The following is a 21,682-nucleotide window of genomic DNA, read 5'->3' on the forward strand; positions in this document are numbered from 1 at the left end:
GCCTACTTCCTTCAGGGCCCACCGCGCCTAGACATCTCCTCGAGCTCTTCCCTGGAGTAGATCCTGATGCCGCCGGTGTTCACGTCGAGCGCCTCCACCCTCTCGGTGCAGGAGAAGCACGGATCGTAGCTGCCGATGCCGATCGGAACGTCGGCGAGCTGCTCGCCCTTGATCATGCAACCGACCGCCTGCAGGTTCTGGAACGTCGGCGCCCTGACGCGCCAGCGATACGGGCGGTTCTCGTCACCCGTGAGGACGTAATGGTGAGCCTCGCCCCGACCGGCTTCGACTGAGCAGAGGCCTACCTTGCCATAAGGCGGGCTAAGGTCAATCTCGGCCATGAGAGGTCCGGCGGGCATGTCGTCGAGCGCCTTCCGCACAAGCCGGATGGACTCAAATATTTCGAAAACTCTCACGAGAGTGCGCGCCCAGATATCGCACCCGTCCTGCACCTGAATCTGAACGCCGAGTTCGGCGTAGGCGGCGTACGGGTGGTCCAGGCGCGCATCAATAGGTATGTTAGAGCCACGCGCAACCGGTCCGACTACGGCAAGACTGCGGGCCTCCTCCTCGGTGAGGATTCCAACACCCTTCAATCTAGCCAGTATCGTGGTGTCAATGACTACGGCATCCACAACGGCCTTGAACTCCTGCTCCACCTTGTCGAGCACGCGCCTGGCATCGTCCGCCGCATCGGCGTCAATGTCGAATCGCACCCCGCCGACGAGATTCGACGAGTAGTGCTTGCGATTGCCGGTGACGCGCTCCATGAGCCACATGACCGGCTCTCGGATGCGCCAGGCCTGCATCAGTATGGTGTCGAACCCGATGATGTGTCCGGCAAGCCCGACCCAGAGCAGGTGGCTGTGCAGCCGTTCGAGTTCGAGGAGTATCGAGCGGATATACTTGGCCCTCATCGGCACGTCAATGCCGGCGGCGTCCTCGACGGCCTGGCAGTAGGCACACGAGTGAACCTGCCCGCATATCCCGCATATCTGCTGGGCGACAAACGGCACCTGGTTGTAGTTCAACTCGCTGTCGCCAAGCTTCTCGACGGCGCGGTGGTTGTAGAACCCTCGGTAGTCCGAACCGATGACCCGCTCGCCGTCGAGGAAGAGCCGGAAGTAAGCGGGCTCCTCCAGCGTCGGGTAGAATGGGCCGAGAGGAACGACGGTCGTCCCTTCTGGGGCCTCCTTTCTGGGGGGAGCGTTCCCAGGCTCTGACGGGAAGCGGTCGTTGTAGCCGAACTCCCGCCGCAGTGGATGGATGCCTTCGGGGAAGTCGTCCGGAAGGATGAGCCTGCGCGGGTCCGGGTGGTTCTCGGGCACGATCCCGAGCATGTCATACGCCTCCCGCTCTGACCAGTCGGCCGCCGGCACCTGCGGCGTGATGGAAGGAACCTTGAGGTCGTTCTCAGGTATCTCGGACTGCAGGATCAGGAACGTCTTGTCCTTGTCGAAGGAGAGGATGTACGAAACCCTGAAGGCGCCGCCCCGCGGGCGCATATCGGTGCCGACGCTGATCACGAACCGCGCTCCGAGCTGGTTCACCGCCCGCCTGACCACTATCGGCAGTTCGTCCCGGGGGATGGTCAGCACGTACTGATCCTTGACATGCTCATCTACATCCTGCATGACATCAGGAAAATGCGTGGCCAAATCCATCAGAAAACCGTGGCGTTCCATTAGCTTGCTCTCCAATCAGGAGATGAAGTGCCGTACCCGGGCCGGGGGAGAATCTCGACCCCTGCCTCACCGCGACTTGCTCGAACACCTGCATTCAGACACGAGACCAGGATGCCCGCAAGGTTGCCCGCCGAGTGCTCCACCTCCGCGCACATTGAAGCGCCTTCGCGCACGTCATGCGGCTGGACCGCCAGCAGACAGCACTCGCAGCCGAGTTCGTTCTCCAGATACTCCATCGTCAGCTTCAGCGGCGCACGGTGCGTGTCGAACCCTGTCGCTCGCAGGTCCGAGGGCAGAAGCAGAGCCGCCTCTCCCGGCTCTCCGCCGACATCGGCCGCATCTATGAAGAGCACGCTGTCCGGCTTGGATTCCCGCACCCTCCAGGTTTCGATCTCGGGCGACGGGCCGCCGTCAATCACATCCTCGACACCCGCCTCGGCAAGCAACCGGGCCATCATCGGACCGACGCCGTCATCACCCCGCCTGGAATCTCCGACTCCCACGACGACGACTCGCCCCTTCATCATCCTCCGCAGATCGTCTCTCAGCATCGGCTCAGATCCCCAGTTCCGGCAGGGCGCGCATCTGCCTGTAGGTGAATACCGGCCCCTCAGTGCAGAGATAAACGTGATTCACGCAACAATGGCCGCACTTGCCGACCCCGCACTTCATGTACCGCTCCAAGCTGGTCACTACCCGGTCCTCGGAGAAGCCCTTCTTGAGAAGCCCGAGGGTCACGAACTTGATCATTATCGGCGGACCGCATGTCAGGGCGACGGCGTTCGGGGCATCGAGCTCGAGTTGGTCGAAGAGGGTGGTCACCACCCCGACATGGCCCGTCCAGTGCTCGTCGGCGATGTCAACCGTCTCCATCAGATGCAGGTCATCTCTTTGAGCCCACGCCTCCAAGTCGTACTTGAAGTCGCGGTCGGCGGGAGTGCGCGCTCCGTAGAGCAGCCACACGTCGCCATACTCACTGCGGTCGGCCAGGATTTTCAGTATCGCAGGCCTAAGCGGGGCGAGGCCGCAGCCGCCGCTGACGATCAGGACGTCTCTGCCCTTCATCTCCTCGAGCGGCCAGCAGTTGCCGAGCGGTCCTCGGATGCCGACCTTGTCGTCCTCGCGAAGTGAGTGCATCGCACGGGTGACAGCACCGCGCTCCACGACCGTCAGCTCGAAGAACTCCTTCTCAAGCGGGCTCGAGGCGAACCCGATCGGGGCCTCGCCCGCGCCGAATACAGTGACCTGGACGAACTGTCCCGGCTCCCACGAGAACGACTTCGCGTACTGCGGATCCTCGAAAGCGAGCCTGAAGGTCTTTGTGTCTGGGGTCTCGTCCAGGATGGACTTCACTACGGCGACCATCGGGATGTACAGGTCGCCGCTCGGATTGTCGGTCACACCCCACATGTTCCTCGGCTTAGCTGCGGTGAGTTCCACTTACTACACCTCGACTTTCCCACTGCTCGGTAATAGATGCTCGTGCATCGCGCGCCTGATGCGCTTGACGACCTCCGGCAGACCAAGGTTCGTCAGGCAAGAGGTGATGCACCTGCCGCATCCGACGCATCCGTGCCGGCCATCCCGGGATATGTATTGATAGCTGGCCTTGTGGTAGAACCGACGCTGAACGCGGCTGCCGAACGTCGCCCGCGGGTTGTGCCCGCTCGCCTCGCGGGTGAACCCGGAATACTGGCAGGAGTCCCAGGATCTGCACCTTGCATACCAGCCGTCTTCGTGCCGCACATCGTCCACCGTGTAGCAGGTGCACACGGGGCAGAGGTTCGTGCAGGCGCCACACTTGTAGCACGTCGAACCGAGGTAGTCCCAGATCTCGGACGGCACTTCGTCCGCAGATATGTAGTTGACCGCCTTAGCGATGTAGGCGGTCGTATTGAAAAGACTGTCCGCCTGGAGCAGGAGCCTCGCCCGCTCGTCCAGATCGCGCGATTCGGCCTTGCCCAGCATATAGGCACCCGGTGCGGTGGCCTGCTCTCCCTTGTCGGATCCGATCTCATACAAAAAGCGGTCGCCGAGATCCGTGAGTTGCACGTCGAAGCCGGATTCAAGAGTAGGGCCCGCGTCGCAGCAGATGCAGAAACACTCCTCGCGGGGAGGTGTATTGCAGGCGAGGCTGAAGAGCGTCGTGTTGTCCAGCCGCTTCCTGTAGCACGGATCAACGATCTCGCCGCCGAAGAACTTCTCCTGGAACCGGACCGCCGAGACATCGCAGGAACGAATACCGACGATCGCCTGTTTGGGAGGCTCCCCGGCAGGCTCGATCTCAACCCGCGTCCCATTCCGGTAGCGAAACATGTCCTCGAACGGGGGAAGCAGGAATCGTTTCGGGGGCAGGATGTCGTGCCCGTAGTCCCAGACGATGTCCTTGGGCGAATCCAGAACGTCGAACATCGAGTCACCGCCGAAGAGATGCCTCGGCGCGATGAGCCTCATTTCTTTGGCGACCGCGGCGAAGAATATCACGGCATCGGACTTCTTGAGGATCGAAGGTTCTCTTTCGCTCATTTGACCGCCTCAACCTTGACCGGCCGCGCCTTGAATGCAGGCACGCCGGAGATGGGATCGCCTTCGTAACCGGCGAACGCATTTGGGGAGTCGCCGCCGAAGAAGTGCGGCACGTGGACGTGACCCGCCGGCACCGAATTACTGATAACGAGCGTGCGCACCAGCGACGCCGAATCCGTCGAGACCCTCACCGGCGCACCAGGCCTGAGCCCAAGTTTCTCGGCATCGGCTTCGCACAGTTCGACGTAGGACTCCGGGTACTCGCGGGCGAGCACCGAAGAGTGAGCGGACATCGTACCCGTCCGGTGGTGGTAGTTGACCCGACTTGCGATCAGCACAAACTCACGATCCTGCATCTGGCCAGAAGTCGGTTCGGCGTCTGGGACCGGGATCAACTTGGGCGACGCGGCGTTGAGAGGCCACGGCTCGCCCCAGCCTTGCTCCAGCATCTCATAGTTCACGCCCCCATAGCAGTCCACGTTCTTCGCGATCTCCGCCATGACCTTGCCCGAACTGCTCTCCAGATTACCTCCAAGCGCCGAGGCGAGACTGGAGAGAATCTCCAGATCCGGTCTGGACTCCCCGAGCGGTTCGATAACCTTGCGGACTCTCTGAACGCGCCGCTCGATGTTGGTAAATGTGCCGTCCTTCTCAAGGAAGGAGCACGCAGGGAATACGACGTCCGCCAGCCGCGCGGTCTCCGTCAGATACGGATCGCAGACAGCGAGGAACTCGACCTTGTCAAGGGCAGCCAGAGTGCGTTCGGTGTCAGGGGCGGAGAGCGCAAGGTTCTCGCCGAACACCAGCAGCGCCTTGAGGTCGCCCGTCTCACAGGCACGGATCATATCTACTGAGGACATCCCCGGCGACTCCGGGAGCCGACAAGCCCACGCGGATTCCCATTTCTCCCTCACCTCCGCATCGCCGATATCGCCGTATCCTGGGAGCAGTTCGCGCGCCAGACCCATATCGGACGCACCCTGCGCGTTGTTCTGAGCTCTTAGCGGCAGGACGTACCCACCCAGCAGAAGAGCCACGTCGGCGAGCGCGCCGACAGTCGGCGTGGACCGGGCCTGCTGAAGCACCCCGAGGCCGAACATGACTACGGATGGAGGAGCCGAGGCCAGGATGTCCGCGGTTCGCCTGACATCGTCACCGGACAGCCCACACGTACCGGCGGCCGCATCAACCGACAGGCCGTTCAGCGACACCCTGAGCTCCTCGAAACCCGGCATCCGGGGCGCGTCCTCGACGTACAACGAGCAGTCTATAATGGTCTTGAGCAGCGCTCGAATCCACACGAGGTCAGTCCCGGCGCGCGGACGGATGAACTGCTCGGCGTACGGTTCGAGGCGCGTCGTTCGCGAATCCACGACGACTACCCGGCACCCTCCCGCGGCGGCGGTCTCGATGCGCGAGCCGACGTGGGCAACCTGCTCCGTGACATTGGCTCCGACGATGAGCATCGAGCCGGCGTGCGCCACGGCGTCGAGTCCGACCTGGGCGGCGGGGATTCCAAGGGCCGGGGCCAGCCCGGAGATGATCGAGGCATCGTACAGCCGAGACGAGCCGTCGATGTTGGAGGTACCGAGGATGCTCCTCGCGAACTTGACGAGGGAGTAGCATTCCTCATTGGTGGTCTTCGCGGAGCCGATGACGCCGACGCTCTGAGGACCGCTGTCCGAGGAGATGCGTTTGAGGGCGGACGCCGTGAAAGAAACGGCCTCATCCCATGAGACGGGCTGCAACGAATCGCCGGTTCGCTTGAGGGGCAGGCGCAATCTACTCGTGCCGAGAACGGCAGGGATACCGTTCCACCCCTTCACGCAGAGTCTGCCATTCGCAACCGGGTGGTTGCCGCTGGGACAGAGGGTTGCTACGCGACCGTTACTCTGCTCTACATAGACCCCACATCCGCAACTGCAGAACCCGCAGGTCGTGAGAACTACACTCATGAAGCCCTCCCTTGCGCCGAACGCCGAATCTCAACGTAGACTCGTCAACCGAGGGTATGTGAAGCGTTTTCTCTTGTGTCCATCGGGTCAGATGAAGCAGCTATCTTTCCCTCGCCCATCAAGCGGAGGAGCATCTACGGACAGGTTCGCCATTCCGTGATTCGCTGGGGAATATGTGAATTCCTTCACACGTTTTCGCGACGCGAGGGGATTTTTCGGGAAGCGCCTGGGAGGGCGCCTGACATGATACCCGAAAGACGGCCAGACACGAGTTCCATGCGAGAGGTGACGGTGCTGATCTTGTCCAGTACGTAGAGGTTGGCTCCGGGGCCAGGATTCGAACCTGGATACCGGGCTCCAAAGGCCCGTGTCCTGCCGTTGGACGACCCCGGAATGACCTGGAACATTATAGGCCGAAGGCGGGATTCGGTCAAGCCGGACTGCGGGCTACTTACGAAATACTATCTTTCCAAATCTCGACGGGACATGGAAGTTCGCGGGAATCTCCATGGTCGGCGACCAGCAGCCATACTCGTCGGCCGGGGTGCGGTCTATGCGGTAGAAGTTGACGCGCCAGACATCGCCGTCTTCCGGGGGGACGTGCGGCGCCTCGCCGAGCGATGCAAAGGGTATGGCCCACTCGACGGTCCACCCCCTGTCCACATCGTTCCGGTTGTCGAGAGTGCCGTCCACCCGGACTGCCACGCGCCATCCTTCGCAGTCCCAGGAGGTATCGCATGTCATGTTCACGCGGAGGCCGGTCGGGTTGTGAATGATGGCGTCGAAGAGAGTACCGCGCGGACTGGTCTGAAACTCGAAGTAGCGAACGAGGTCGGAATCGGGGTCAATAAACGCCTCGACGACCTCCTCCTCGTAGATCGGCTGGTCTCGCTCTAAGAGGGTGCCCCAGATATCCGGATCGTCGCAGTCAAAGGCGATATAGATGCTATCGTCGTCCCAGCACATGCGGGCGCGCGTCTGGCGCGTGGCGAGACCGGAGCCGTCGGAGAGCGTGAAATCGCCGACGGCGGGGACACCGATCCAGTCGCCGAGATCGCCGTCTACGGCGATGCTGCCGTTTGCGACCTTCCTGCACTCGTATGTCGGGATTTCGGAAGTCATGGTCATCTTGTCGACGCTAGTCCTGATCCACTATCGGGAAGCTGTAGTTCGGTGCTTCCTTGGTGATGAGGATGTCGTGCGGGTGGCTCTCGCGCAGACTCGATCCGGTGATACGCACGAAGCGGGCGCGAGCCTGAAGTTCGGCAATCGTCCCGGCTCCACAGTAGCCCATGCCCGAGCGGACGCCGCCTACCAACTGGAGCACCGTATCCGAAAGCGGGCCCTTGTAGGGCACGCGTCCCTCGATGCCCTCGGGAACGTGCTTGGCATCGCCCACGACCATGTACCGGTCGCTGCTGCCCTCTTTCATGGCTGCGATAGAGCCCATGCCCCGGTAGACCTTGTAGCTCCTGTTGCGGAATATCTCGATATCGCCGGGACTCTCGTCCGTTCCCGCGAAGAGGTTGCCTATCATACAGCAGTCGGCCCCGGCGGCCAACGCCTTGGTGATGTCGCCAGAAAGCCGGACGCCGCCGTCCGCGATGATCGGAACGCCGTGCTTCTTGGCCTCCCTGGCGCACTCCATGATGGCGGTAATCTGCGGGACCCCGACGCCGGCGACGACCCGCGTGGTGCATATCGAGCCGGGTCCCAGGCCCACTCGCACACCATCCGCGCCCGCCTCGATCAGGTCCCTAGTGCCCTCGGCCGTTGCCACATTGCCCGCGATGACCGGAAGGTCAGGGAATGCCTCCTTGACGGCTCTGAGCGCGTTGAGGACGCCGACGGAGTGACCGTGCGCCGCGTCAATCACGATGACATCCACGCCCGCGCGGACAAGGATTTCCGTCCGCCGGACTGGATTGCTGAGCGGGCCGATCGCCGCGCCGACGCAGAGACGACCGCTAGCGTCCTTGGTAGCGTTCGGGTACTGGCGGATTTTCTCGATATCCTTGATGGTGATCAGCCCTTTGAGGTTGCCCTCGTCGTCCACGATAGGAAGCTTCTCGATCTTATGCTTCTGCAGGGTCGCCTTAGCCTGATCGAGGGTCGTCCCTTCCGATGCCGTTACCAGATTCTCTTTGGTCATCACCTCGGAAATCTTCCGGCTGTAGTTCTCCTCGAACCTAATGTCCCTGTTCGTGAGTATGCCCACCAGCTTGCTGCCGGTGGTGATCGGCACCCCTGAGATATGGTAGTGCTGCATGATCTTCAGCGCGTCTTCTATCGTGTTGTCCGGGGCGAGGAAAAATGGATTGAGTATAATACCGTGCTCCGTACGCTTGACCTTGTCCACCTCGACGGCCTGGTCTTCCGCCGTCATGTTCCTGTGCAGAATCCCCAGACCGCCCTCGCGAGCTATGCCGATCGCCATACGCGCCTCGGTGACGGTATCCATCGGAGAACTGACAAGAGGGATGTAGAGTTCGATGCCGCGGGCGATCAAAGTGGAGGTGTCGCATTCGTGCGGAAGGACTTCAGTCCTCTGCGGCCAGAGAAGAACATCGTCAAAACTCAGGCCTTCGGCGAGCACGCGGCGATCATCGGGTGACATAGGGCGCTTTCCTTTCAGCCAACGAACGGACTCGAAGAACGTTATCGGGTATTATAGGACAGGCAACCTTCTGTGTCAAGGAGTTGCGATGAGCGCGCTGCAATCTCGTTGACAGTTGTCGTCGCCTCGTGATACGCTGGCTTCCAGGGGGAATGAACTTGCTGCGCGACATGAGTGACTCACGCCTGCGCCTGCTGATAGCGGTGGGGCTGCTCATCATAACCACCGCCGCCTACGCTCCAGTCCTGTGGAACGACTTCATCAATTTCGACGACGACAGGTACACGTACGACAACCCCCAGGTAATGGACGGCCTCTCCCTGAGCGGCCTCAGATGGGCATTCACCAGCACCTGGAACGCGAACTGGCACCCGCTGACGTGGATCTCGCATATGTTAGACTGCGAAATCTACGGTCTCAAGCCCTGGGGGCATCATCTCACCAGCCTGCTGATACATCTCGCCAATGTGGTGTTGCTTTTTGTTCTGCTGACCCGACTGACCGGCCTGCCCTGGCGGAGCGCGTTCGTCGCCGCGCTCTTCGGAGTCCACCCCCTGCACGTCGAATCAGTCGCGTGGGTGGCTGAGCGAAAGGACGTGCTGAGCACGTTATTCTTCATGCTCACGCTCATCGCATACGCGCGCTACGTGGAACGACGAGGCATCAAGGCTTACCTGCTGGTATTCGGAGCATTCGCATTGGGGCTGATGGCTAAACCGATGCTGGTGACCCTGCCGATCGTGCTGCTGTTGCTCGACATCTGGCCGCTTCGCCGGCTGGAACCCGCCGCTGAAGGCAAGGTGAAAGGGAGGGTCGCCCGGGTATCGTTCTGGACGCTGGTGCCCGAGAAGTTGCCGCTTCTCGCCCTGAGCGTCGGCTCCTCGGTCATCACCGTGATCGCTCAGAGCAAGGCATCAGCCGTGAAGCCTCTGGGGGACGCGGGGGTGCACCTCGCCAACATCGCCGCCGGGTATGCCGCGTACATCGGCAAGATGCTCTGGCCGCTGAAACTCGGGGTGATCTACCCACGCCCCGGTCCGAATCTCCCCGCATGGCAAGTGGCGGGGTCGGCAGTTCTTCTGCTCGCGATCACGACGGCGGTCTTCGTCTTCAGAAGGAGCCGGCCGTACCTCGTGTTCGGATGGCTCTGGTTCCTGATTACGATGGTGCCGGTGATCGGCGTCGTACAGGTAGGCGCTCAGTTCATCGCCGATCGCTACACCTATATCCCACTGATCGGACTGTTCATCGCCATCACGTGGGGAGCAGCGGACTTGGGACCGGATTGGCAGCGGGGGCAGAGGGGAGACAGGGCAGCGTCTCCGCAGCACTCATTCGCCCAATCTCCCATTCTACTCGTCCCGATACTGATCGTGCTCGTGTTCAGCGGCCTCACTTTCCGACAGGTCGGCTTCTGGAGAGACAGCATGACCCTCTTCACGCACACTCTCCGGGTGACGGCGCCGAGCGCGACCGCCCACACGAATCTCGGAGTCTCGTATTCCGGGAGGGGCGAACTCGACGAGGCGATCCGCCATTACGAGAAGGCGCTGGAGATCAATCCCACGCACGTCAACGCTCTGTATAACAGGGGCAACGCTTATCTGCGGAAGAGGATGTATGATGAGGCGATCCAAGACTATGTCGCTGCGTTGGAGACAAAGCCGGACTCTCCGGAGGCACTCACCAACCTCGGCAAGGCATACTCAGACATGAGGCGTTACGAGGAGTCCGAGGCATCCTACCGCAGGGCGCTCGAGTCGAACTCCGAGTACGTCCCGGCGCTGACCGGTCTCGGAGAACTCTACAAGAACACCGGCCGATTCCCCGAGGCCGAGCGGACCTATCGAGAAGTACTCAGGCTGCTTCCGAACAACGCGGAATCTTACAGCAGCCTTGGCGTCGCGCTGGCGGCGCAGGGGCTGATGGAAGAAGGGGTGGCATGCTTCCGGCGCGCGCTGAGGATTGACCCGAGACACACCGGAGCGCACGTCAACATGGCGAACGTTCACGCGTCGAGCGGGGAGTACGCGGAGGCTGAGAGGGAGTACCGACTGGCGATCAAGCTCGACCCTGAGATGATGCAGGCTCATCACAATCTCGGCCTGATGCTGAAACGCAAGGGGGACCTTCAGGGAGCGATAGCTGAGCTTCGAAAGGCGGTCGAGATGGAGCCGGACATGCCGGTCCCGCACATCAGCCTGGCGACCGCGCTGTATCAGGCAGGCGACTACGCCGGGGCGTGGAAACACGTGCATCTCTGCAGAGCGAACAGGGGACGACCTCCGCAGAAGTTCGTGGAGATGCTCTCGGCGAAGATGCCCGACCCGGGACCGTGAACGCCAGTACTATTACCTGTATTTCCCCGTATACCTTGACATTGCGGCGTTTCCACCGGATAATCAAGGAGGGGACTGACATATAGAATGCAGGGAATGATCCGTATCGCGCTCTGACAGCAACCGCTTCCAGAACGTCAAAACCGCGCAGTACACCCTCAAAGCCGCACCCGAAGGAGACCGATGTGAAGAAAGTATTCCTCCCGGCGCTCGCTGTCTGCCTGATGCTGGCAGTCGGGCCGTGCCGGTCGCAGACCTCCGAGTTTCGCTCAATGGAGGCCACGGCCTGGGGTTCGGGTTTCGAGAGCCCTACCGCTACCACCACGATGGTGAACTACATGCGGTCGTGCAACCTGAACTGCGTGATCCCGGAGATCCGCCTGCGGTCGGATGCCTACTACAATTCTACCATCGAACCGAGAGGCACAGGGGTAGCCCCTAGTCCCGGCTACGACTCTCTCGCCGACCTCGTCACCAAGGCGCATGCCGTAGGGATGGAGGTGCATCCCTGGGTCGTGACTTTCCGCATATGGACTACCGACTCGGGCCCCGCGCACATGACGCCCGAACACATCTGGTACACGCACGGCCCCGGAAACACGGACCCGTCGCAGGACTGGTGCATGAGAAGCGACACCGGCGCATGGTCTTACGGCGGAACATCAAACCTGGATCCCGGACATCCGGATGTGGAGAGCTATCTCATCTCGGTCTTCATGGAGATCGTCAACAACTACGACGTGGACGGCCTCAACCTGGACTACATCCGCTACCCCTCGACCAACTGGGGCTACAACGCAGTATCGGTCGCTCGGTTCAACGCGGAGTACGGGCGGACCGGCAATCCGTCAGCGAGTGACAGCACCTGGCAGAACTGGCGGCGCGACCAGATAACCAATCTCGTGAAGCGGCTGTACCTCGAGATCAAGGCAGTCAAACCATGGGTAAAACTGAGTCCTGACGGATGGAACTCCTCAAGCACCGGCAACGCGAGCTACTTCCAGGATTGGGACAAGTGGACAACCAACCATTGGGTAGATTTCGTTCATCCCATGTCCTACACGTCGAACAACACCACTTTTCACGGCTGGTTGGATACCTACCTGACCAACCAGCACGGACGGCACGTGTACCCGCTTGTGGATGTTTCGAATGATATCAATGGCAATGCGCTTCCACAGATAGACCTCATCAGGCAGCACGGCTTCCAAGGCCTGGGGCTCTACTCATACCAGTCGATCCCCGACCGGACGGCCCTGCAGAGCGCTCTCGTCAGCGGTCCTTTCCCGACATTCGTCAGCCCTGCCGGCATGTCCTGGCTCGACAGCCCGACCAAGGGTTACATCAAGGGTTTCGTTAAGAACAGCGGTGGAGTCGGCATCTACCCGGCGACGGTCACCATTGTGAGCACCGGGGCTTCGACGAAGGATACCGGCACGGGCTTCTACGGCTTCGTGGACATCACCCCGGGGACCTACAGCGTCACGGCGGCGGCGGCGGGCTACAACTCACAGACCAAATCGGTGACCGTGACTGCGGGGCAGGTCGCGAACCTGAACTTCACTCTGTCATCGGAGTCGAGTCCGCCTGTGATAAGTAACGTAAGGGCCTCAAGCATCCAAGCTACCAATGCGCAGATACTCTGGGACACGGACGAGGCATCGACGAGTCAGGTGGACTATGGTCTGACGGCCGCCTACGGCACTACGACGGTGGAGGACACCCTTGCGGTGACCGGCCATACCGTGCAGCTTGTCGGCCTCAATCCAAGCACTACGTATCACTACCGCGTGCGGTCCTGGGATGCCGCCAGAAACATGTCCGTCTCCGGCGACTACACATTTACGACAGCAGCCGGCGATCAGCCGGACGACATCATCATAGACAACACCGACGTGAAGTGCGTCACCAGCGGATCGTGGTTCACGAGCACCAGCGCGGCCACGAAATACGGCACGAACTACTTCTACTGCTCGAACGCCGGCGGCACCAAGACCGCCACGTGGACGCCAAGCATTCTGACAGCGGGAAACTACGACGTGTACGGATGGTGGCCCGCAGGCACCAACAGAAGCGCAATCTCACCCTTTACCATCCAATGGAACGGCGGCAGCCAGACGATCGCGGTGAACCAGCAGGACACGGCAAACGACAACACTTGGCGGCTTCTGAGAGCAAACACCCCGTTTGCAGTCGGGACCGCGGGCTACGTTCGGCTCAGCAACACCGGCATTGAGGACAGCAGAAACGTCATAGCCGACGCGATCAAGTTCGTCTACGCGCCGGGAGCGGACACTACTCCGCCAAGCGCGCCTACCAATCTGGCGGCGACGGCATCGGCACTCGGCCAGATTTCGCTCACGTGGACGGCCTCCACCGACAATATCGGTGTGACCGGCTACCGGGTCTACCGAAACGGCTCTTTGATCGGATCGCCGACCGGCACGTCGTATATCAGTACCGGCCTCGCGGCGAACACGCAGTACAGCTATTACGTCACCGCTCGTGACGCGGCAGACAACGTATCGGCGCCCAGTGCCACGGTGGCCAGGTACTCGCTCTCCGTCGCGCCGGGGGCAAGCAGCATCACCTGCGACAAGGCGATCAACACTTGGCAATCCTCGCCTACGTTCACTTTCACCGCCACCGGCGGATTTGGGGCCGGCACGCTACAGTACTACCGCTACGCCTGGACACAGAACTCCACTTACACGTTCACCGGCCTGGAGGGGCAATGGACCGCCGGCAACATTACGCCGCAGGCATCGGCGACAGGCTCCTGGTATCTCCATGTCAAAGGCTACAACGGCGACGGAGTGGCCAATGGGACTTACTCCTACGGGCCCTACAAGTACGATGGAACTCCGCCGACGGCGCCGACGGGCCTGACCGCATCGGCAACAGCAACCGACCAGGTGTCTCTATCGTGGACTGCCTCGACGGACGACGTCGGCGTGACCGGCTACCGGGTCTACCGCGACGGCTCGCTGGTCGGATCCCCGACCGCAACGTCGTACGCCAGCACCGGCCTCGCCGCGAACACGCAGTACAGCTACCACGTGACTGCGCTGGATGCGTTGGACAACGAGTCCGAGGCCAGCATCGCGACAGCGAAATACACCCTGTCGGCCGCCCCCGGATCGGGGAGCGTCACCTGCGACAAGGCCGTGAATACCTGGCAGTCTACCTCGGCCTTCACGTTCACCGCCGTCGGAGGGTTTGGCGCGGGGAAGGTGCAGTACTACCGATACGCGTGGACCCAGAGCAGTTCGTATTCGTGGACGGGCGGCGAGGACCAGTGGGCGTCCGGCACTCTGGTCCGGCAGGCTTCGGCCAACGGGCTTTGGTATCTCCATGTGCAGGGCAACAACGGAGACGGGGTGCCAAATGGCACCTTCACCTACGGCCCTTACAGGTACGATGCTACCGCGCCCACCGTCTCCGGCCTCAGCGACGGCAAGTACGCCGCCGTCGGGGGTTCGCTGCAAGCATCCTGGTCAGGGAGCGATGCGGAGTCGGGCATTGCGGAGTACCAGTATGCCATAGGGACGAGTGCGGACAACATCGGGTCTGTGGCGGCGTGGACTTCGACCGGGACGTCGACTTCGATTACCAGGAGCGGACTGAACCTGGTCGCGAACCAGAAGTACTACTTCGGCGTGAAGGCAAGGAACGGCGCCGGCGCATGGAGCACTCCGGTCGTCTCCGACGGCGTCACCGCGGCCGCGGTCCTATCGTCTATCAGGGCGGCGAAGGGCCGTGCGGACGGCGACGCTATCATGCTGAGCGACAAGATCGTAAGCGCCAACTACGCGACGTTCTTCTATATCTGCGAGGACAGGACGAGCAAGCGAGTCTCAGGCATACGGGTCGCAGGCAACTCACCAACACAGGGATACTTCGCGGACGTTGCGGGGATTCTGGCAACCGTCAACGGCGAACGGGTGATCACCGCGCCTGACACGATGACAGAGACGGGACCCGGAGCGCCTGACCCGTTGTTCATGAACAACCGAAGCGTGGGAGGAGAGGCGCTCAACGTGTACACCCCCGGCGTAACAGGCGGCCTCGGAACTCATAATATCGGCATGCTGGTGACCATCGCGGGCAGGGTCGTTGAGTCTGCGACGGGATGCTTCGATTTGACTGACGGCGCACGAGCGGTGAGAGTCAGCACGGCCAGGCTGACGTCGGTGCCAGGCATCGGTTCGTTAGTCAAGGTTACCGGCATAGTCTCGACGGAGCAGTCAGGAGACACGATTACGGCAGTCGTTCTGCCGCGAGGCAACTCGGACGTGTCCCAGTTCTGACATATGCGATGTGAAGGGGCGGCTCACCGAAGCGGGCCGCCCCGATTTTCTGCCCAAGTTCTTGGCGGTGTGGCGGATTCAGAAAGCCTCTTCACTGCCTTCGATCGGGAGGTCCAGGGTCGCAAGCATCGAGTGCTCCCAGCCCACGGGAATCGGGGCGCAGCCTCTGGAAAGAAGCGACGCGTTGCCGCCGGGAAGCGGGCCGTCGGACGACTCGCAGACGTAGACTTCGCGCCCCAGCCTGAGAGCGCGCAGGCACTCGGCTTCCATCACGCCGCCAGCCCGAATCTCCACCGCTACAACGACATCGGCCAGAGCGAAGACCATCCGGTCGCGCTCGCGGCCGTTCGCCCCGATCCACCGGTCGTAGAGCCTGAACGGCGAGACCACGAGATCGCGCTCGGGGTCGAACCTCAGGTTCCAGATGCGGGCCTGAGCGACCGGCTCCCATCCGAGGCCCTGGGGGAACGCGCTCAGGATGCCTCTATCCAGCACCAGAAGGATCGGCGCGTTCCTCGACTTCGCGGCAAGTCCGACGATCTGGTAGCCCTGCGTGTTGTGGCTGGTGACGGCGGCTAGACCCTCGGCGGCCAGAGTGCTCGCGATGTCGCGGGTAGCCTCGATGCTCCTTCCGCCGATCTTCGCGGAGTTGACGACCGCATACTTCCGATCCCGCAGCAGGCCGAGGTTGCCGTGCGCGTAGACGATCGGCGGCGCGTCGGCCTGATAGTCGCGGAGCATCGAGGGGTAGTCGGCGTCCTGCTCGGTAAGCGTCCTGATGCGGAGGCCCTCGGCGGCGGAGGCGATCTTCGCGCTCGAAGAGAGAAGCTCGTCCTTGCGAAGCGCGATACAGTGGGCGGCCTCGGCGTGGAGCTTGTACTCCGACTGCAGGGCATCAGGGGACATCCGCCACGCCCGAACGGCCGGGAGGCACACTTCAGCGTCGGGCGTCTCGCGGAGTATGCGAGCGATCCCCCTCGGCCCGAGGTGCGGGACTGAGTGGAGCATCAGGGCGAACTGGGCGCGGGGGACGGCATCGGTCATAGTATCTCACGGATCAGTGCAGTGCTCTAGTATTGGGGGCACATCGCTACACGACTCCGGTGTTTGTCTACAATCCCCCCAGAAGCCGCCGGGCATCATCGAGGGCATCGGACTCCGTGCTCTTGCGCTTCTTGACCGTCTCGACGTCCTGGAGATCAATCTCGATCTTCGTGACACCCTCGAGTTCGACGTTGCCGATATCGAGGACGAGCCAGCCCTGCTCGGACTTCTCGCCCTTGTAGCTGGAGGTGAAACTCATCTTTTCCTTGGGGAACTGCATGTCAGTCTCCTCTCGGTCCTATCAGTCTGGTATCTCCTACAGATTCCACGGGACGTACGAGACGGATGGGACCTACGGGACTCAGAGCCCCTTCCGGCCGGATTCGGCCTCGGTGCGGAGCGAATCCGCGATCTGGACACGGGCCTCGTCTATGATGTCCTGCACGTCTGCAGTTTGAAACACCCTCTGCTCGAAAGTGCGGTTCTTGAGAGTGTCGAGGAATCCTTCGAACTCACTGAAGTAGGAGCCGTAGATATGGAAGGAGTCCGCAATGTGAGTGTACTGCCCCACCCTGATCTCGCGGCCCAAGCGCTCGGAGAGATTCTCGGCCACCGCACGCTGGAGGTCGGTGAACCCGTACATGTTCATGAACGCCGCCTTGAACGCATCGTTGGACCGCATGTGGGCGTTCAACACAAGCTCGTCATCGAAGACCCTGAACCAGAGCCGCTGCAGACACGCAGGGTCGTGGATGCCGGCGTCCTCCCAGGGCTTCCAGGTGATCGCCTGGGCGCGGCGGGTATGAGGGGCGTCGGCCAACTGGTTGATGACGTACTCCATCTGGTCAATCGGTCTCTCCATGCCCGGAACGGAATACGCCGTCAGCCGCTCGTGGTAAGTGTACTCCCACTTTCCGGCGGTCGGGTCCACCCAGTGATCGTGGATGCCGTCCACGACCTCCTGACGGTATGCCTCCAACTCGACTATGCCGCCGGGGAACGCCCGGTGGATGCGCGGCTCGGACATCGGATCGGTGACGGTAACGACCGCGATGGCGTCGCGACTCGGAGGGTCGCCGGGCTTGTCGTACTGGGTGGCGATGGGCGCACCCTGCTCCCAGGCGGCGATGACGGCGTTCTCCCATGCCTCAGGAAGGCTATTCGCGGTGATATGCACGACGGGCAGGGTCAGTGACATGCTGACAGGCGCCTTTCTAGAGACTCGGCGGCTTGATCTTGCCTTGGAAGAGGTTGATCCAGGCCGACGTTCCCTCGAGCGACCAGTCCACGCACTCCTGGATTTCCTCGATCTTGCGCAGGCGGCCGACGGCCTTCGCGCGGCGATGTATCTTGTTCCAGACGCACGCGCGCTTCGGGTATACCTCGCACTTGCCGTTGGGGCGGGTGCCGCCGCAGGGACCGTTGCGAATCTTCTTCGGGCAGTTCATCGGGCAGGTAAGCGCCGTGTAGCTGAGTATGCACTGCCCGCACATGTGGCACCCGAACATCGCTTTCTTGAAAACGACCTCGCCGACGAGCACAGGGTAGTAGATCGCAGGGTTGCTGAGCCACTCTCTGGCCATGGACCTCTTACGCTCCTTCCAGGTGAATCCGGCAGTCATTGTAGCCCCCCGTCGGCGGGTGTGTCAAGGTTGACAATCGGCCATTCGCGTGGTACAGTATCGGCGGTTTGCCCCGTCGTTTCCGACCGACCGAACCGATTCCCACCCACCTAGGAGGACTACTGGCTATGCAGGATACAGGCACGACCGGCACCGATCAGGAGATCGCGCGGCTGGAGAAGATCGCCCGGGAGCTTCGCACGCTCGACCTAGCCTCGATATACGCTTCGACCACCGGGCACCCCGGCGGGACGCTCTCTATCATAGACATCGAGACGGTGCTCTACTTCCACACGATGAACCACAAGCCGGAAGACCCCAACTGGGAGGGCCGCGACCGGCTCTTCTGGTCCGCAGGCCACAAGGCGCCAGCGATATACGTTGCGCTCGCAAAGGCGGGCTACTTCCCGATGGAGGAAGCGATGTGCCTCCGCCAGCTCGGAAGCCCTTGTCAGGGACACCCGAACTGGCGTGATCTGCCCGGTATCGAGATGTCGAGCGGCTCGCTCGGCCAGGGACTTGGAGTCTCGGTCGGGGCCGCCATTGCGGCCAAGCTGGACGGCGAAACGCACCGGGTCTACTGCATCATGGGCGACGGCGAGCAGCAGGAAGGCAGCGTCTGGGAGGCTGCGATGTCCGCGAGCCACTTCAGACTCGACAACCTCTGCGCGATCGTGGACAACAACCGCCTGCAGATTGACGGCCGGACAGAGGATGTCATGAACGTCGAGCCGATTGCCGACAAGTACAGGGCATTCGGCTGGAACGTCATTGAGATAGACGGGCACAACATCAAGCAGATCATGCGCGCCTTCGAGGAAGCCAGCACCGTCAAGGGCAAACCGACAGTGATCATCGCGGCGACGATCAAGGGCAAGGGCGTCTCCTTCATGGAGGACCAGGTCGGTTGGCACGGGCTGGCGCCGAAGAAGGAGCAGTTCGAGGCCGCCATGGCAGAACTGCTGCCCGATACCATCGGTCACGAGAGGCTGCAGAAGCTGCTCGACTACGCCGCCGGACGCGCCGCCGAGGCCAGCAGGAAGGTCGGCGCGAAGATGCCGAAGTTCTCGCGCGACTACTGGTGGAACGCGGGAGATGACATGAAGGTTGACATGGACCCGACCCGCATGGGATTCGGCCGAAGCCTCTGCATGTGCGGGACCGACGATCGGGTCGTCACACTGCACGCGGACATCTCGAACTCGATCTGCATCACCGATTTCGAGAAGCAGAACCCCGAACGCGTTGACCGCGTCATCAGCGTCGGTATCGCCGAGCAGAACATGATGGTGGTGGCGGCCGGTCTTGCGAAAGAGGGCAAGATACCGATCACCGGGACGTACGGCGTCTTCGCCGCGGGGCGCGCGTGGGACCAGATACGAACTACTCTATGCTACGCGAACCTGAACGTCAAGATCGCAGGCGCACACGGCGGCATCTCCGTGGGACCGGACGGCGCGACTCACCAGGCGCTGGAGGAGATCAGCCTGATGGCGATACTCCCGAACATGCATCTCTTCGTCCCGGCGGACAGCATCGAGACCCAGAAGGCGACATGCGCGGCGATTCACGACATAGTCGGGCCGGTCTACCTCCGATACGCCCGCGAGGCCACACCGATCATCTCGACGGACACGACGCCGTTCGTCTTCGGCAAGGCGAACGTAATCCGCTATCGGGGCGCGAAGGAACACTTCATTGACGCCTTCGAAACCGTTCTCGCATCGGGCTACGAGAGCGAGGGCGAGACCCTGGCGATCATAGCCTGCGGGCCGATGGTTCCGGAGGCGATGCGGGCGGCGTACATCCTCAAGGAGGACTTCGGAATCGAGACGCGGGTGCTGAACGTCCACACCGTCAAGCCTCTCGACGTCGAGGCGATTGTGAGGGCCGCTCGGGACTGCGGGGCCGTCGTGACTGCCGAGGAGCATCAGGTCGGCGGATTCGGCAACATCATCGCGAGCGCGATACTGAAGAACGCGAAGAAGCCGGTTGCCTTCGACATGATCGGCGTGCAGGACCGCTTCGGCGAGTCCGGACAACCCTGGGAACTGATGCAGGAGTTCGGCCTGACTGCGGAGCATATCGCCACAAAGGCACGGGAGGTCATCTCCGGGAGGATTTGACATTCGGCCAGAACTCTGATAGATTATGCGCGAACCAGCATGGGTGCTGCGCCCGCTGGTTCGCTTTTTTTGGAGTGCGGGACGCGACCCGCCACGAGGGACAGGAACATGTTTTTCGGAACGCAGACGATAAACTCAAAGGGCCATCTCGAGATCGGCGGCTGCGACACGGTCGAACTGGCGCAGAGCTTCGGCACGCCTCTGTACGTCATGGACGAGGCGCTGATCCGGCAGAACTGCCGGGACTACATCGGGGGTTTCCGGTCGCGATACGCTGACACGGAGATCGCGTTCGCCGGCAAGGCATTCCTGACCGCAGCCATGTGCCGCATCCTGGAGCAGGAGGGTATGTCGCTCGACGTCGTGTCAGCGGGCGAGATGTACACGGCGCTCAAGGCGGGCTTCCCGGTGGAGCGGCTCTTCTTCCACGGAAATAACAAGTCTCCAGGCGAGCTCTCGATGGCCCTCGAACACGGAGTCGGCCGGATCGTCGTGGACAATCTGCGGGAACTCGAGATACTGAACTCGCTGGCGGTCGAATCGGGGAGAACGGCGGACATCCTCCTGCGGTTGACGCCGGGCATTGACCCGCACACCCACCAGCTGATCCGCACCGGTCAGGCAGACACCAAGTTCGGCATGAACATCAAGGACGGCACGGCGATGCAGGCCGTCAGGCGCGCGCTCGAGTGCGAGGGCATTTCGTTGAGGGGTATCCACTGCCACGTCGGCAGCCAGTTGTTCGACCTCGAGGCTCACAGGGGCGCGGTGCGGGTGTTCGTCGAGTTCCTGAAGGACGCGCAAGCGGAGACCGGCGCCGTTCTCCAGGAAATGAACACAGGCGGAGGACTCGGCATAGCATACACGAAGGATGACGAGCCCCCGACGATCGACCGTTTCGCCGAGACGATCGTAAGCGAGTTCACGGCGGCTATCGAGGAATCCGGACTCGGTTTCAATCCGAGACTGATCCAGGAGCCAGGGCGCTCGATCGTCGGAACAGCCGGAACGACGCTGTACACGGTCGGCACGATCAAGAGGGTTCCGATCCAGGAGGAGCCGGGCTACCGGACATACATCGCGGTTGACGGCGGCATCACGGACAACCCCCGGCCGGCACTCTATCAAGCGGTGTACACTCCGATCGTAGCCAACAAGGCGAACGCGGAGGCGTCCGAGGTCGTCACCATATCTGGGAAGCACTGCGAAACGGACACGCTGATCAGCGGCGCGGAGATCGCCCCGGTCGAGCCGGGAGACATCGTCGCGGTGCTGAGTACCGGCGCCTACAACTACGCCATGGCGAGCAACTACAACCGCTTCCCCCGGCCGGCGGTCATTCTCGCAGCGGACGGGCGCGCGGACGTGATCGTGAAGCGGGAAACGCTCGAAGACATCGTGAAGAACGACGTGATACCGGAGCGACTTGGTTAGCGGGTAGAGATATTGTTCCAGAAC

15 protein-coding genes and 1 tRNA gene are annotated in these 21,682 nt (G+C 62.0%); 4 read left to right on the forward strand and 12 right to left on the reverse strand.

Going from position 1 to position 21,682, the window contains the following annotated elements; translation table 11 throughout:
- Window positions 1–11: 11 nt before the first annotated feature.
- From KBC96_04440 to guaB, 8 genes are all read right to left on the reverse strand, one after another.
- Window positions 12–1,685 (reverse strand): NADH-quinone oxidoreductase subunit C, encoded by a 1,674-nt coding sequence (locus KBC96_04440; protein ID MBP6963639.1) that lies wholly within the window; start codon window positions 1,683–1,685, stop codon window positions 12–14.
- The gene (locus KBC96_04445; GenBank protein ID MBP6963640.1) at window positions 1,685–2,236 is read right to left on the reverse strand and encodes a hydrogenase maturation protease; all 552 of its coding nucleotides are present in this window, start codon (window positions 2,234–2,236) and stop codon (window positions 1,685–1,687) included. Before KBC96_04445 ends, KBC96_04440 begins: the two co-directional genes overlap by 1 nt.
- Before the next feature lie 4 nt (window positions 2,237–2,240).
- On the reverse strand, window positions 2,241–3,095 hold the full coding sequence (locus tag KBC96_04450; GenBank protein ID MBP6963641.1) for an FAD/NAD(P)-binding protein: 855 nt from the start codon (window positions 3,093–3,095) through the stop codon (window positions 2,241–2,243).
- Window positions 3,096–3,128: 33 nt separating this feature from the next.
- Complete coding sequence (locus KBC96_04455; GenBank protein ID MBP6963642.1) at window positions 3,129–4,211, reverse strand: 4Fe-4S dicluster domain-containing protein; 1,083 nt, start codon at window positions 4,209–4,211, stop codon at window positions 3,129–3,131.
- Entirely contained in the window at window positions 4,208–6,166 is a 1,959-nt protein-coding gene (locus KBC96_04460) for a molybdopterin-dependent oxidoreductase (GenBank protein ID MBP6963643.1), read from the reverse strand. Before KBC96_04460 ends, KBC96_04455 begins: the two co-directional genes overlap by 4 nt.
- 319 nt (window positions 6,167–6,485) lie before the next feature.
- Window positions 6,486–6,559, reverse strand: a tRNA-Gln gene (locus KBC96_04465).
- A gap of 54 nt (window positions 6,560–6,613) precedes the next feature.
- Window positions 6,614–7,288: a carbohydrate-binding family 9-like protein gene (locus tag KBC96_04470; protein ID MBP6963644.1), complete on the reverse strand. Its 675-nt coding sequence runs from the start codon at window positions 7,286–7,288 to the stop codon at window positions 6,614–6,616.
- Window positions 7,289–7,304: 16 nt separating this feature from the next.
- The gene (gene guaB / locus KBC96_04475; protein ID MBP6963645.1) at window positions 7,305–8,783 is read right to left on the reverse strand and encodes an IMP dehydrogenase; all 1,479 of its coding nucleotides are present in this window, start codon (window positions 8,781–8,783) and stop codon (window positions 7,305–7,307) included.
- A gap of 158 nt (window positions 8,784–8,941) precedes the next feature.
- Here guaB and KBC96_04480 point away from each other — a divergent pair, with 158 nt between their 5' ends.
- The gene (locus KBC96_04480) at window positions 8,942–11,122 is read left to right on the forward strand and encodes a tetratricopeptide repeat protein (protein ID MBP6963646.1); all 2,181 of its coding nucleotides are present in this window, start codon (window positions 8,942–8,944) and stop codon (window positions 11,120–11,122) included.
- A 185-nt stretch (window positions 11,123–11,307) separates the two neighbouring features.
- Window positions 11,308–15,432 (forward strand): family 10 glycosylhydrolase, encoded by a 4,125-nt coding sequence (locus tag KBC96_04485; GenBank protein ID MBP6963647.1) that lies wholly within the window; start codon window positions 11,308–11,310, stop codon window positions 15,430–15,432.
- Window positions 15,433–15,510: 78 nt separating this feature from the next.
- Here KBC96_04485 and KBC96_04490 read toward each other — a convergent pair whose 3' ends face one another.
- From KBC96_04490 to KBC96_04505, 4 genes are all read right to left on the reverse strand, one after another.
- Complete coding sequence (locus tag KBC96_04490; GenBank protein MBP6963648.1) at window positions 15,511–16,476, reverse strand: DNA-processing protein DprA; 966 nt, start codon at window positions 16,474–16,476, stop codon at window positions 15,511–15,513.
- 67 nt (window positions 16,477–16,543) lie between these two features.
- Complete coding sequence (locus tag KBC96_04495; protein MBP6963649.1) at window positions 16,544–16,756, reverse strand: hypothetical protein; 213 nt, start codon at window positions 16,754–16,756, stop codon at window positions 16,544–16,546.
- 81 nt (window positions 16,757–16,837) lie between these two features.
- A complete protein-coding gene (locus tag KBC96_04500; protein ID MBP6963650.1) occupies window positions 16,838–17,674 on the reverse strand; it encodes a hypothetical protein in 837 nt (278 codons plus the stop codon).
- A 16-nt stretch (window positions 17,675–17,690) separates the two neighbouring features.
- Complete coding sequence (locus KBC96_04505; protein ID MBP6963651.1) at window positions 17,691–18,059, reverse strand: methylenetetrahydrofolate reductase C-terminal domain-containing protein; 369 nt, start codon at window positions 18,057–18,059, stop codon at window positions 17,691–17,693.
- A gap of 167 nt (window positions 18,060–18,226) precedes the next feature.
- Here KBC96_04505 and KBC96_04510 point away from each other — a divergent pair, with 167 nt between their 5' ends.
- Both KBC96_04510 and lysA read left to right on the forward strand, forming a co-directional pair.
- A complete protein-coding gene (locus tag KBC96_04510) occupies window positions 18,227–20,224 on the forward strand; it encodes a transketolase (protein MBP6963652.1) in 1,998 nt (665 codons plus the stop codon).
- A 108-nt stretch (window positions 20,225–20,332) separates the two neighbouring features.
- Entirely contained in the window at window positions 20,333–21,658 is a 1,326-nt protein-coding gene (gene lysA, locus KBC96_04515) for a diaminopimelate decarboxylase (GenBank protein MBP6963653.1), read from the forward strand.
- Window positions 21,659–21,682 lie beyond the last annotated feature (24 nt).

The sequence above is a fragment of the Armatimonadota bacterium genome, assembly GCA_017993055.1.
Classification (GTDB): Bacteria; Armatimonadota; UBA5829; order DTJY01; family DTJY01; genus JAGONM01.

Bases quoted from the DNA above. Each gene is read 5' to 3' on its own strand.
- KBC96_04440 (MBP6963639.1), bottom strand. From the start codon at position 1,685: ATGGAACGCCACGGTTTTCTGATGGATTTGGCCACGCATTTTCCTGAT.
- KBC96_04445 (MBP6963640.1), bottom strand. From the start codon at position 2,236: ATGCTGAGAGACGATCTGCGGAGGATGATGAAGGGGCGAGTCGTCGTC.
- KBC96_04450 (MBP6963641.1), bottom strand. From the start codon at position 3,095: ATGTGGGGTGTGACCGACAATCCGAGCGGCGACCTGTACATCCCGATG.
- KBC96_04455 (MBP6963642.1), bottom strand. From the start codon at position 4,211: ATGAGCGAAAGAGAACCTTCGATCCTCAAGAAGTCCGATGCCGTGATA.
- KBC96_04460 (MBP6963643.1), bottom strand. From the start codon at position 6,166: ATGAGTGTAGTTCTCACGACCTGCGGGTTCTGCAGTTGCGGATGTGGG.
- KBC96_04470 (MBP6963644.1), bottom strand. From the start codon at position 7,288: ATGACTTCCGAAATCCCGACATACGAGTGCAGGAAGGTCGCAAACGGC.
- guaB (MBP6963645.1), bottom strand. From the start codon at position 8,783: ATGTCACCCGATGATCGCCGCGTGCTCGCCGAAGGCCTGAGTTTTGAC.
- KBC96_04490 (MBP6963648.1), bottom strand. From the start codon at position 16,476: ATGACCGATGCCGTCCCCCGCGCCCAGTTCGCCCTGATGCTCCACTCA.
- KBC96_04495 (MBP6963649.1), bottom strand. From the start codon at position 16,756: ATGCAGTTCCCCAAGGAAAAGATGAGTTTCACCTCCAGCTACAAGGGC.
- KBC96_04500 (MBP6963650.1), bottom strand. From the start codon at position 17,674: ATGTCACTGACCCTGCCCGTCGTGCATATCACCGCGAATAGCCTTCCT.
- KBC96_04505 (MBP6963651.1), bottom strand. From the start codon at position 18,059: ATGGCCAGAGAGTGGCTCAGCAACCCTGCGATCTACTACCCTGTGCTC.
- KBC96_04510 (MBP6963652.1), top strand. From the start codon at position 18,227: ATGCAGGATACAGGCACGACCGGCACCGATCAGGAGATCGCGCGGCTG.
- lysA (MBP6963653.1), top strand. From the start codon at position 20,333: ATGTTTTTCGGAACGCAGACGATAAACTCAAAGGGCCATCTCGAGATC.